This is a genomic window from Eubacterium sp. An3 (genome assembly GCF_002159465.1).
GTDB lineage: Bacteria > Bacillota > Clostridia > Lachnospirales > Lachnospiraceae > Anaerobutyricum > Anaerobutyricum stercoris.
In genome coordinates, this window is record NZ_NFIR01000003.1 from 159,915 (window position 1) to 173,089 (window position 13,175).

At 44.9% G+C, this 13,175-nt stretch carries 12 protein-coding genes and 1 tRNA gene; 1 reads left to right on the forward strand and 12 read right to left on the reverse strand.

What is annotated here, in order from left to right; translation table 11 throughout:
- Positions 1-28 precede the first annotated feature (28 nt).
- From pepF to B5F87_RS05065, 4 genes are all read right to left on the reverse strand, one after another.
- Entirely contained in the window at positions 29-1,834 is a 1,806-nt protein-coding gene (gene pepF, locus B5F87_RS05050) for an oligoendopeptidase F (protein WP_087277753.1), read from the reverse strand.
- 34 nt (positions 1,835-1,868) lie between these two features.
- Positions 1,869-2,387: a hypothetical protein gene (locus B5F87_RS05055; protein WP_087277755.1), complete on the reverse strand. Its 519-nt coding sequence runs from the start codon at positions 2,385-2,387 to the stop codon at positions 1,869-1,871.
- A gap of 16 nt (positions 2,388-2,403) precedes the next feature.
- Positions 2,404-3,366 carry a hypothetical protein gene (locus B5F87_RS05060; RefSeq protein WP_087277758.1) on the reverse strand — a complete coding sequence of 321 codons (963 nt, stop codon included), beginning with the start codon at positions 3,364-3,366 and terminating at the stop codon, positions 2,404-2,406.
- A gap of 151 nt (positions 3,367-3,517) precedes the next feature.
- Positions 3,518-5,254 carry an InlB B-repeat-containing protein gene (locus B5F87_RS05065; RefSeq protein ID WP_087277761.1) on the reverse strand — a complete coding sequence of 579 codons (1,737 nt, stop codon included), beginning with the start codon at positions 5,252-5,254 and terminating at the stop codon, positions 3,518-3,520.
- 287 nt (positions 5,255-5,541) lie between these two features.
- Between B5F87_RS05065 and B5F87_RS05070 the strand changes: the two genes are divergently transcribed.
- Complete coding sequence (locus B5F87_RS05070; protein WP_087277764.1) at positions 5,542-5,865, forward strand: hypothetical protein; 324 nt, start codon at positions 5,542-5,544, stop codon at positions 5,863-5,865.
- A gap of 141 nt (positions 5,866-6,006) precedes the next feature.
- Here B5F87_RS05070 and B5F87_RS05075 read toward each other — a convergent pair whose 3' ends face one another.
- The 8 genes from B5F87_RS05075 to glpK all read right to left on the reverse strand — a co-directional run bounded on the left by B5F87_RS05075 (position 6,007) and on the right by glpK (position 13,152).
- Entirely contained in the window at positions 6,007-6,897 is an 891-nt protein-coding gene (locus tag B5F87_RS05075; RefSeq protein WP_087278005.1) for a LysR family transcriptional regulator, read from the reverse strand.
- A 127-nt stretch (positions 6,898-7,024) separates the two neighbouring features.
- Positions 7,025-7,366, reverse strand: a complete 342-nt coding sequence (locus B5F87_RS05080; RefSeq protein WP_087277767.1) for a cupin domain-containing protein — start codon at positions 7,364-7,366, stop codon at positions 7,025-7,027.
- A gap of 140 nt (positions 7,367-7,506) precedes the next feature.
- Positions 7,507-7,592, reverse strand: a tRNA-Leu gene (locus tag B5F87_RS05085).
- A 186-nt stretch (positions 7,593-7,778) separates the two neighbouring features.
- The gene (locus B5F87_RS05090) at positions 7,779-8,333 is read right to left on the reverse strand and encodes a glycerol-3-phosphate responsive antiterminator (protein WP_087277770.1); all 555 of its coding nucleotides are present in this window, start codon (positions 8,331-8,333) and stop codon (positions 7,779-7,781) included.
- A gap of 74 nt (positions 8,334-8,407) precedes the next feature.
- Positions 8,408-8,773, reverse strand: a complete 366-nt coding sequence (locus B5F87_RS05095) for a DUF1667 domain-containing protein (RefSeq protein WP_171900651.1) — start codon at positions 8,771-8,773, stop codon at positions 8,408-8,410.
- A gap of 1 nt (position 8,774) precedes the next feature.
- Positions 8,775-10,055 carry an FAD-dependent oxidoreductase gene (locus B5F87_RS05100; protein WP_087277773.1) on the reverse strand — a complete coding sequence of 427 codons (1,281 nt, stop codon included), beginning with the start codon at positions 10,053-10,055 and terminating at the stop codon, positions 8,775-8,777.
- A gap of 5 nt (positions 10,056-10,060) precedes the next feature.
- Positions 10,061-11,506, reverse strand: coding sequence for an NAD(P)/FAD-dependent oxidoreductase (locus B5F87_RS05105; RefSeq protein WP_087277776.1), 1,446 nt, complete (start codon positions 11,504-11,506; stop codon positions 10,061-10,063).
- 161 nt (positions 11,507-11,667) lie between these two features.
- Positions 11,668-13,152, reverse strand: a complete 1,485-nt coding sequence (gene glpK / locus B5F87_RS05110) for a glycerol kinase GlpK (RefSeq protein WP_087277779.1) — start codon at positions 13,150-13,152, stop codon at positions 11,668-11,670.
- Between the last annotated feature and the right edge of the window lie 23 nt (positions 13,153-13,175).

The following is a 13,175-nucleotide window of genomic DNA, read 5'->3' on the forward strand; positions in this document are numbered from 1 at the left end:
GCACAAACGGTATCGCTTCTGTCCGCCTCTACGCCAGCAGCGCCTCCATCTCATCCAGCAGCTCGCCAAACAGCCTGAGTGCCGACTGCACCGGCTCCGGTGTGGTCATATCCACGCCGCAGAGCTTTAACAGGTCAATCGGATTCATGGAGCTGCCGCCGCTTAAGAACTTCATATATCCTTCTCTGGCAGCCGCGTCGCCGCTTAAGATCTTCCGGCTGATGGCGATAGCCGCGGAGTATCCTGTCGCATACTGATATACATAAAATGGCGTGTAAAAATGCGGAATTCTCGACCATTCCAGGGCAATCTCCTTATCAATGACGATGCCGTCTCCAAAATACTGTTCATTGAGTTTATAATAAATGTCGTTTAATATCTCCGCGGTCAGCGGTTCTCCTCTTCCCGCCATCTCATGGGTGATCTTCTCAAACTCCGCAAACATAGTCTGGCGGTAGAGAGTTCCTTTAAACTGTTCCAGAAAATAATTGATCAGGTAAGCTTTTTCTTTCTTATCTTCCGTATGCCTGAGAAGATATTCCATCAGCAGCGCCTCATTGCAGGTGGAAGCCACCTCCGCCACAAAAATGCGATAGCCGGCGTAAAGGTACGGCTGATTCTTATCGGAATAATAGGAATGCATGGAATGTCCCATCTCATGAGCCAGGGTAAACACATTGTTAAGATTATCCTGATAGTTCATGAGCACGAACGGATGGCAGCCGTAGGCTCCCCAGGAATAAGCGCCGCTTCTCTTACCCTGATTCTCATAGACGTCAATCCAGCCGCCGTCCATACCTTCAGAAAGCACCTGAATATATTCTTCTCCCAGAGGCTCCAGTCCTTTTTTGACTATTTCCTTTGCTTCCTCAAAAGGAATCTTCATGCTGACCTCATCCACCATCGGCGCATAAAGGTCATACATGTGAAGCTCATCCACGCCCAGCGCTTTTTTGCGAAGCGCCACATAGCGGTACATCAGAGGCAGATTCTCATGTACAGTGTCAATGAGCTGTGTATATACAGAAACAGGAATCTCGCCTCCGTCAAGAGCCATGGCAAGCGCTGAATCATAGCGCCGCATTTTTGCAAAAAAGGCACTGCTCTTCAGGTTAGCGCTGTAGGTGGCAGCCAAAGTATTTCTGTACTGTCCGTATTGAGAATAGACAGAAGAAAAAGCTTCTTTTCTCACATCCCGGTCCCGGCTCTCCATGAGCAGACTGTAGCGCCCGTGGGACACCGGAATCTCCTCCCCGTCCTTTCCTTTGATAGATGGAAACTTCACATCCGCGTTATTGAACATGGAGAAAATGTTTGAAATATCCTCGGACATATCGCTCACATCGGCAAGGACCGCCTCCATCTCTTTTGAAAGCACATGCTCTTGCTGACGAAACAGTTCATAAAAGAATCTCCGGTACAGTTCCATGTCCTCTGTCTCTTTAAACCAGCCGTCAACGGTTTCTTTTCCCACAGCCAGCAGCTCCGGTTCCTCAAATACTGTTACGCTGCTCAGCTTCAGAGAAAGCATCTGCGCCTGCGCCGTCAGCTTCTGGTAGACTGCGTTTCCCGTATCCTCATGATACTTCTGATTGGCATAAACGTAAACCGCTTCAAAACGCTTCATGATCTCCTGCTTTTTATTCATATATTCCAGAAATGTATGAACGCTCTCTCCCAGTCTTCCCTCATAGGATGCCAGCTCCGGGATGCTCTTTTCCAGAAGTTCATAATCTTTCTGCCAGAGGTCATCGGAGGCGTATAAATCCTCGATATGCCACTGGTATTTCGGGTCGCATTCCTCTCTTCTCGGGACTGCTTTTACTTCTTCCATTGCTATTACCGCCTTTCTATCTCGTTATTTTCCATCAGACTGTTCCTTCTGCCAGCATATACATAAAGATCTCTTCTTCACTATCCGGCGTATTGTAATTACTGATCTCAATACTGGTGGTTCCATTGCTGATCTCTGCATAAAGAGTGACTGTCGCATATCTCCCGACCGGAAGAATTCTTGTATCTTCTTTGTCAGCCGCTGAGGCGGAATCTGTATTCTCATACTGCATATAGACCTCCCCATCGCTGCTGTTCAGATAAAATGAAGAATATTCCACTTTTTCCGGCTGACTGCCCTGATTATCAACTGTCAGATCAAACCGGTACATCTGATACCCGTCTCCGGCTGTCCGTCCCTGGAAATCAGGAACCACCTGAGAACTGACATTGATAATCCGCAGATCCGAATAACTTTCAGTTTCCGATTCTCCGAACAAATCTCCTGCTGAATCTATCAGAGTCGGCACGACAGAAATCAATACATTGGCAAGCACAATGATAATTATAATATATTTTACCACAGGCAGATTACGTTTTTTCTCTTTTTCCATTCTCTTTCCCCCCGCTTTACTGGTTTAATGAAATAGAAATATCAATAACTTCAGAGTATGCTGCCACATCCGTATGATCCGGATCCACAACTTGACATGGCAAACTCAGAATTACCGACTGGGTATCGGCGTCCACAAAAAATATTCCATAACCGTACATATCCTTATATCCGGCGCCATAAACTGACGCTGTCTCTATTCCCTCCTCCGTAAACCGATATCCATCATCCAGTGCGTCTGCATCTACCATCTCCCGGAAATTCGTACCATCAAAAGCATAAGGTTTCTCCCAGTCATAGCCATCGTAATCCAGCGTGGACTGATTATTTTCCATCCATATCCCAATACATTTCTCCCCTGCCGGAAGATCAGACAGTTCACCTTCCTGGAATAGTGTCTTAGCCTCCCCCACGTAGTAGGTAAGATCTCCTACATTGATGCCGGATGCCGCTTCCTCTGCGGTGATCTTCTTAACCTGCATCATCTTGTATTCCTCTGTGTTTTCGCCCTGACCAAAATTCCATCCCCGTGTATCAGCAATCCGCAGCAGCACTGTCACAGCGATCAGCACAATACAGACCACCACGCAGAACGCGACTACTTTTCCGATAATCGGGGCTCTGCCGTCTCTCTCTGCCCGTCCATATGACCGGTCAGCGCCGTCTCCTTTCCATCTGTCCCGGCGGGAATCCGACAAGCGATGGCCAATGCTTTTCCGGCGGGACTTTTCTGACATTTCTTTCTCTCTCCGGTTTATGTGCTTTTTCTTCGACCATCTGGAATGTTTTTCCGGAAAGAGTTCTTCCAGACCTTCGCTTTTAGGAAGCTGATAACTATTATCTTCAATATTATAATGTTTCATCCATTCTGTATCCTGCTGAACCGCTCCTGGCTTCCGGTTATAAAAACAACATCTCGGACACACACCTTGTCTTTCTTCATAATCAAAGGTTGCGCCGCACCGTTCACATTTTGCCATGCCGTCCTCCTTTCCTCCCCTTCGAGAATTCCTGCATGAAAAATTATTGTTTCTTAATATTTTTGGTATTTCCATTATACCTTATCCTCTTTGGGATGTAAAAGAATTTCTATAAAAGAAAAACCGGAGCCATTGAAAGCTCCGATCATATCTATTCTTCTTTTTCCCATTTTGCATAAAGAGTATAATTTTGACTATTTCCTTTTTTAATGACGGTCACCTCATTTTCATAGGTTTTATCGGTATACCATCCCTCAAAATCAAATCCTTCTTTCTCTGGTTCTTTCAGCACGATCTTTCTTTTCCCCGAAGCAGTAGCCACATTATCCGAAGAATTGATTCCCGCTTTTTTATATGTGATAGTATAGCCGCTTACCTTCACAGTACACTTCAGCTTTTTATTTCCAATGGTTGCCGTTATGACAGCGTTTCCCTTCTTCTTCGCCGTAACACAGCCAAACTGATCAACCTCCGCCACACTTGTGTTAGAACTCTTCCAGCGGATCTTTCCGGCTCCCGCCGGTGTGGTTCTCATAACATATAGCTGCTGCTCATAGCCTGCGCGCATCTTCAGACGACGCTCCGACAGTTTCGGCCTGCCGTATTGTCTGCCGGCGTAATCAACAGAAATACTCCCTGCTCCCCTCCTGGCTCCAGTCAGGTCTGTAATGTAATAACCGATAGTACTGTCTGAATTTCTGTAAAAACGACCCACATAGGCAAGCTGCCAGAAATAGGAGGATACCTCATGCTTATATTCCGCTGCCGACACCTGCCGCACCTGTTCTTTCAGATTTCCTTTATAATCCATACGGTAAATAGTATCGTTCAGAGAAATAAAAATCATCTCGTTAAATTCCTCTGCCCAGCCGATGTGTTTATCGTCTGCCGGTGCGTATACCGTCGTTTCCTCACTGCCGTCTAATTTTGACTTCTTGAGCATATTACCTGTCGAAATCCAATACCAGTATCCTTTTTGATAAAACAGGCAGGTTTTGGCGGAGATACCTGTACGTATGGCAGAACGGACCGGAATATAATCAGACTGTGCCAGCGCGATCTTCCGGGTATTCAGTCCGTCAGAATTCCCTTCTCCATATACATCCTGCATCGTATATCCCGGATGAGAAGACAGAAAAGAACCCACTCCCACCAGACAGCTTGAATAACTGATCACCGTACCCTCATTGTTTCCCGTACCGATTCCATTGGTCAGATCACAAAAATACCAGGTTCCGTCGATACGCACAAGATTCCAGGAATGATCTTTGGAATAATTACTTACTACCGCGCAGCGTATGCCCAGTGTATTGAGCGCCAGAGCATAGGCATTGGCAAACCCGTCACAAACACCTGCGTGATTGACCAGCACGTCATATCCTGTATGACAGTCTTCGGTATTCTCATATACCGTATTTTTAGCCAGGTAGTAATAGACAGCCATGGCCTTGTCCGCGTCACTCATTCCAGGCTCCACACACGACAGCACTTCTCCCAGCGCCCGCATGATTTTCTGATAGCGTCTGCGATACAGTTTTCTGCTGATCGTCTTCGTACTGTTAAATACTGTGTGCTCTCCTGAGGACTCCACCGCATAATAGTTTATCCAATTACCGTCAAGAAAATCTATCCCTTCCGCCATCAGCGCTGCCCGGTTCTGTACAGCCGCCTGCCTCAGCGCATTCTTTCCGGTATTGCCTTTGGCAATCTGGGCATAGATATCCATATTTTTCTTCTCCACGCCATCCTTCATCAACTGGGAGAGCGCAGCCACATATTCTTTTTTCTGTTCTGCCGTCGTCCTTGCTTCCACAGTACTGTGGAAGAAGAATCCACCAAAGAAACAGCATACCAAAATGAATACTATCGCACGAAACCTTTTTTTCATTTATGCTCCCCCTTCCTATACAAAATATCAATAAAAGTGTGAATTTATCATATCATTTTGATGCAGAAAAGGCAAACATTCTTTCGTTTTCTGTATTTATAAATATTTTCCTTCATAAATTAAAGCAGGATGACTATCTGAATACTTTTCTCTGTCAGGAAGAAAAAGATATGCTATAATAATTTAAGTGCCGTCAATAACGGATAAATATCGGATATGCTTATATTTGATGTACATTTCGATATGAATGTTAATATGTATTTTATGGAAGAAAGAGGGAAATCATCATGGCAAATACAATATCAAAAACAGCAGAGTTTCACACTTTGCTGCGTAATTACCGGGGAATCGTCGGCAATATGAGAATCGGAGGAATCTGGATTTCTTTTGATTCCTGCTTTTTCAATTATTATGATGACGATGATGAGATTCAGTTTAATCTCGCCGGTCAGGAAGGGATAGTAACCATTCCAACGGTAGAAGAATATGATAAGCTTGGAGAAGATGAGGAATTGCTGGAAGATTCCGTCGCAGGATATACTGCCCGTCTCAAAGGCGATATCACCCTTACTGTCTACTGTTTTAACGCAAAAAATCATCCGATGGATTAATGCCGCCGGCACAGTCACGAGTGCTTCCCGGAGAGTTTTTTATTTTTTAATAGAAATACTTTTTTAAGAACCAAAACAAACGAGAGCTCTGCCGGGATCTCGTTTTATTCATCGGTTAATACCTGGATTCTATATTCTTTTTTATTCTGTCGCCTTTTTGGCCGCTTCTAAAAAACGCTTTACCGTATCGGAAGGCTGCTGTGAATGCAGCAGACCGTACGGAATACTGTGTTTCCATTCCACCGGAATAATCTTTAAAAGCGGATGTACATTTTCCCACACAGAAACAGCCATCAAAATATCATTACCGTTTTCACAGCGGTTAAAAACATTGACATCATAAAAATCAAAATCAATGATATTGATCTGTGGATGATTCTGCCAGATATCATCCCGGAGACGATCCACATACATGCTCCAGTTCCGGCGCATGAGCATCAGATTCTGCCCGTACAGATCCTCCATCCGCAGGATGTTTTTCTCCGCCAGAGGATGGTACACCGATACCGCACAGCAGAGAGGCGTATAAAACAATTCCAGCCCTGCACAGCCGCGCAGCCGGAGCATGGTCTCGTCAAATATACCGCCGACCACATCAATGTTCTGTCCGAGATTACCCAGAATATTTCTTGCGTTTTCCGGTGTGTTCTCAAAGGGTACAATCTGAAACTTCATCCCCGGACAATTCTCCTGAATCTTCGGCCACAGCTGCATGAGAAACTGCACCGGCGTCATAGGAGACGTTCCGATCCGGATGACATCCGTATTCTCCTGCATGGCATTCTGTGCCCGGATCACGGCCTCTTTACTGTATTGAATCACATATTTTGCATCCTGATACAGGGATTTTCCCGCCTTCGTCAAAATGATTCCTCTGTGCGTCCTTTCAAAAAGCTGCACATCCAGAGACGCTTCCAGCAGATTAATCTGTTTGATCACTGCCGTCGGTGTGATGAAAGACTCTTCCGCCGCCTTGTTAAAACTCCCGGCATCCGCCACCCGCAAAAACGTCTCCAGCTGGGGATTATACATCATTTGCCATCACCATTTCCTTTAATCTCTTTGCATTTCCAGATATCTTGTTTTTATATTATCACAGCGCTGATTTCCTATCAATGTAAAATGAATAACCTGAGATACAAAAATCCCTCCACTGCCGTCATCCTTTTTCCATATATTTGTCGTTTGCGGCAAATGGCGCGCAGGTGATGATGTACTGAATATAGTCATCCGTCGGATTGGAGCATTTATGAAATTCTCCCGGCTCCACATGTAACATTTGTCCTTCCTCCACCATTGTCACCACCCCGTCAATTTCTACTTGCAGGGTGCCTTTCAGCACATAGAAATTCTCTTCCATTATGCGGTGTTCATGAGGGGCATATACCTCTCTCGGTTTAAGCTGACAAATACCAAAACTTGATCTCGGTCCCTGCATTAAATATTTCGGACCATGGTCGCCGTAGCGATATTGTCTGTCTTTTTCATCTACTACATACATTTTATTCTTCCTCCTGATTGTTTTCTTATCTATTAAATTCCATGGCAGTAAATAAATTTGTAATTTCAGAAGAATTATCTAACTGAAAAAGGCACCCGGACGTACTCTATATAAGTACTTCCGGATGCCTTATCATTCAGTGCGGATAACAAGACTTGAACTTGCATGAGCGATATTGCTCACTAGAACCTGAATCTAGCGCGTCTGCCAATTCCGCCATATCCGCTTACAAGAATGAATGATACCACAGGTTTTCTTAAAATGCAAGTACTTTTTTTATTTTTTTTAATTTTTCTGTTTTTCTGAAAAATTAATATTTATAGCATCCGGAATGGAAACTGGCAGGCACAATGCCGGGATACCTCCGGCCAGGCTTTTTCTTACTATCCGCTAGTGTATCTTTCGAAAATCATTACAACCTCAATGACCAGAGTTCTCTGGTGCTGGTCATGGCTCCCCGAAATCCGGCCTTCTTGCACTGCTCCATTTTTTCTCTTGTATTGACAAACCCGGCAACGTAGTAATCTCCCTGCCAGACCTCTCGAAATACCGGAAGGAGTTCCAGCGCATGGTAATAGGGCCTGAGCTCGATAGCATTGAATTTTACCTCTTCAATAAATTTCAATGCATTCTGAACAGAAATAGAGTCCACAAGAGAAATTCGGTAAATTGTTTTCATTTTCAGATTTTTCATCATATGGAGCTTTGTCACGCTGGAACCAATCACTGTATCTACATGATACATTTGCTTCAGCATCTGAAACGCCATTTTATCGTTGCCAAGTCCTCCGATCAACTCATGATTCACCACAACTTTTTTTCCCGCCTGATGGCAGAGAGTAATCCACTGCTGCAGACTTCCTATATGAGCACCTGTCGGCTGTATATATTCGTTTTCCAGTGACAGTGCATATTTCAGATACTTCATTTCCCTCACTGACGGTATAATCCGAAATGTATTCTCCATCTTCTATCTCCCTGAACTCTGTTACATCGTGTATATTTATTGTCTGTATTTCTCTGCCTGCACGGAACTTTTATTCATCGCAGTGTCTTACATGCCACCAGATCTACTCCGCTTCCTGCCAGATTTGTTTTTATAACATCTCCCATTTTAACAGGCTGCTTTACACAGATTTCCTGAATTTCTTCCATTGCCTTTTTCATCAGCTTTTTAGAAATTGCTTCTCTGGTTTTTACCGGAATTAATGTTTCTTTTCCATTAATCACGGCATAAACGGTACTTGTGAGCATTCTTTCAGGATCTACCCATTCTTTATATGCAAATGCCTCTCCTCTTGGACATGTATTTCCCTCTACTTTTTGCACCTGATTCTGTTCGTCAATAGTTACCCGCAGAGCACATCCGGAAGGGCAGGTCGTACAGCACATCGTTACTTCTTTCATTTTAATCCACCTCCGATTTTACAGTCACTTTAATTTCCTGGCAAGAGCTTTTCAGCATATCTGCTTTTATATTTACACTTTCCATGATACTCGGCACAAATTTTCTTGCTTTTTTGCTTTCAAATAATACCTGATCTCCGGCAGTCACCAGAATCTTTCCACTATTTTCCGGTCTTCCCACCCGAAATTTAATTTTCACAACCGGCGTTTTTTCCGGATAAATTTCTGATGGAACCGTATAGCGAACCAGTCCTTCCGGCACAACAGAGATAGCCTTGTCTTTCTCCTCCTGTTCTGCGGATACCTTCTTTTTATTATTTACATAGGCAGCTGCAAATTGTCCCGCATCCTGGGCTTCCTGAGTCACCTGATCCACCAGATCATGAACATGTAGAACATTTCCACAGGCAAAAATTCCCTCCACGCTGGTTTCCAGAGAATTGTCCACTTTCGGGCCGTTAGTCGCCGGGTTCAGCTCCACGCCTGCTTTTTTGGACAATTCATTTTCCGGTATCAATCCGATGGACAACAGAAGCGTATCGCACGGAACAATTTCTTCCGTTCCCGGAATCGGCTGGAGATTATCATCTACGGCAGATACTTCCACGGCCTGTATTCTCTGTGAACCAATAATTTTAGTTACTGTGGTACTTAAATGTAACGGAATTCCAAAGTCATCCAGACAGTTTTTAATATTTCTGTATAAACCGTTGGCATATGGCATCAGCTCATATACACCCACAACCTTGATTCCTTCCAGCGTCAGTCTTCTCGCCATAATGAGCCCAATATCTCCTGAACCCAGGATGACCACACGACTGCCCGGTCTGAAATTCTCAAGATTCACATAACGCTGTGCCAGTCCTGCTGTAAAAATACCTGCCGGACGGGTTCCCGGAATCTTGATCTGTCCCCGTGTTCTCTCCCGGCATCCCATGGCCAGTACAATAGCTCCAGCTTCAAAAATCTGCATGCCTTCTTCTGTCATGGCAACAATCTGTTTATCTTTTGTGATATCGATGACCATGGTATTCAGATAACAGGCAATGTCTGTTTCGGCTGTTTTATCTACAAACCGCTGCGCGTACTCCGGTCCGGTCAGCTCTTCCTTAAATACATGGAGTCCAAAACCACTGTGAATACACTGATTCAGGATACCGCCCAGCTCATCATTTCTTTCCAGGACAGCAACCTTTTCCACAGTCTCTCTTGCTTTCAGCGCTGCCGCCAGACCCGCCGGACCACCGCCGATTACTACAACATCATATTTTAATGTTTTCATTTTCTTCACCTCATCCCTTTTAACTTTCCAAACAATACCTGCGCTCCTTTTTCTTCAAAAAGAACTTCTTCTTCAGGAATTCCCAGTTCTCTGGAAAGAATCTGCATAACCTTGTACTGACAGAAACCACTCTGACACCGTCCCATTCCGGCGCGGGTTCTTCTCTTTACACCTTCTACCGTCGTGGCTCCCAGCGTTCTGTGAATGGCCGCCACAATCTCTCCTTCCGGAACTGTCTCGCACCGACATACAATTTTACCCCAACGGGAATCCTGCTTAATCATGGCATCCTGTTCTTCCAATGTCATCTCACTAAAATCAGGAATCGGCTGACGATACGGATCATAATCTGCTTTCTCTTTTATATCCAGTCCTGCATTCGCCAATAAATCGCGCACGTATTCCGCGATAGCCGGAGCGGAAGCTATACCCGGAGACTGGATTCCTGCTGCATGAATGAATCCTTTGACCGTATCAGATTCTTTAATATAGAAATCATTTCCATTATCCAAAGCCACCGGTCTCTGGCCTGCAAATGTACGAATAACACTTTTAGCGTCAAAATCCGGAATCAACAGCTTGGCACCCTCAATCAGTTCTTCAATTCCATGGGCGTCATTGGTCACATCATATTTATCCTCCCGCATGGTGGCGGTGGAACCGATCAGGCAATTTCCCGATACCGTCGGAATCAGCGCGATTCCTTTTGTATCAGGACCCGGACACGGAAACATGACAGTATGTATCGGAATCACTTTATCCAGCACACAAAGGTTGCCATGCCGTCCCTGCATTTTATATTCATGAATACCTGCCATTGCCGCCACATCATCTGCATGTACTCCGGCTGCATTTACAATAAAACGGGTTTCATACTCTTTATCTTCTGTGTATACAACAAAATCTTCTTTTCCACGTTTCGTTATTTTACGAACCTTCTGGCAAAGCCCCAACTCCACGCCGTTGTCCATAGCATTTTCCATAAATGCAATGGCAACTTCAAACGGATCTACCATCACTGTCGTATTGGCAAGAAGCGCCCCCAGTGCTTTTTTGTTGATATGCGGTTCCCTTGCCTGTAATTGCTGTGCATTCAGTTTTTCCACACCTTCCACGCCGTTCACCCTGGCATTTTCCATCAGTTCATCGACCTTTTTCAGATCCTGATCTGAATAAGCGACAACCAGCGTTCCCGTATGGCGAATATGGAATCCGAGTTTTTTAGAAAGATTCGGATACATTCTGGCTCCCGGAGGATTTAATTTGGCTTTCAGGGTTCCCGGATGAGGATCATATCCCGGATGAATCACGCCGCCGTTTTGTTTTGTGGCTGCAACTGCGATATCCGTTCCTCCCTCCAGCAAAATCGTTTTTAATTGAAATTTTGCCAACTCATGGGCGATGGCGGTTCCCGTAATTCCACCCCCGATAATTATAACATCGTATTTCATTTTGAACTCCTTTCCTAAAAAGAACCTGCCGGACAATGAAAACTTCTTCCGGTGTTTCCCGCTGTAAGGCCAGGAAACACCGGTATACCAATTCAATTATACTGTCAGGCAGGCTCTATTCTTCACGCAATCCCGTACTTCTATTTTGTTATCATTTCACTTTACAGCCAGTCTTTACATTTTTCTACTGCTTTGCACCACTGACTGTACAACTTCTCTCTTGTCTCCTCATCCATTTTCGGAGTAAATACCTTATCTACTTCCCAAAGCTTCTTGATATCATCTTCGCTTTCAAAAATACCACAGCCCAGTCCTGCCAGGTAACATGCGCCAAGAGCAGTTGTCTCAATGTCTTTCGGACGCACGACGTTACAATTTAAAATATCTGCCTGGAACTGCATCAGGAAATCATTTTGAGAAGCACCGCCATCAACTTTTAATTCTTTTAATTTGATGCCGGAATTTCTTTCCATTTCTTCCAGCAGGTCTCTTGTCTGATATGCCATAGATTCCAGTGCCGCTCTTGCCATCTGCTCTTTTGTGGTAGCGGCGGTTATTCCGATCATCATACCTCTGGCGCCGGTGTTCCAGTGCGGAGCTCCCAGTCCGGTGAATGCCGGAACAAAGAACAGTCCTCCGTTATCCGGAATACTTTCTGCCATTTCTTCTGTCTGTGCCGCTGTCTCCACAATATTAATCTTATCTCTCAGCCATTGTACCACCTGACCGGCAATCAGGATGCTGGCTCCCATGGAATATTTTACTTTGCCGTCTTTGCCCCATGCCACAGTCAGCAGACCTTTCTCTGTCTCCGGCGCTGTATCTCCTGTATACATTAACGGCACGGCACTGGTTCCGTAAGTATTCTTTGCAGAACCTTCCTCGAAACATGCCTGTCCGAACAAGGCTGCCGACTGGTCTCCCGCAATACCGGTGACAGGAATTTCTGCGCCAAAATATTCCGGATCAGTATATCCGAACACTCCTACAGACGGTTTGATTTCCGGCAGCATACATTTCGGAATATTCAGCATTTCGAGCAGTTCGTCATCCCATTTTAATTCGTGTGCGTTCATTACCATACTTCTTGCCGCATTGGAATAATCTGTAGCATGAACTTTACCTTTGGTCAGGTTATAGAGCAGCCAGCAGTCGATACTTCCGAATAACAGCTCACCTTTCTCTGCTCTCTCCTGAGCACCTTCCACATTGTCAAGAATCCAGCGAATCTTAGAACCGGAATAAGTAGGATCAATGACAAGTCCTGTCTTTTTGTTTACCATATCATTGTAACCTTTATTGATTAAGTCCGCACAGATATCCGCTGTCCGACGGCAGCCCCAGACGATGGTCGGCGCAATCGGCTCACCTGTCGCCTTATCCCACACCGTTGTTGTCTCTCTCTGGTTGGCAATACCGATGGCAGCGATATCTTTACCTGTAAGCCCCGCTTTTTTCACTGCGCTCTGTGCCATCCGCAGAGTGACATCCCAGACTGTCTCTCCATTCTGCTCCCACCATCCGGAATGAGGATAGAACTGTTCGTATTCTTCATAATCGAAAGCAATGAGTTTACCCTGCTCATCATAAACCATGCCTCTTGAACCCGTCGTTCCCTGATCCATTACTAAAATATACCTTCTCATTGTGTAACCTCCTTTATTTTTTG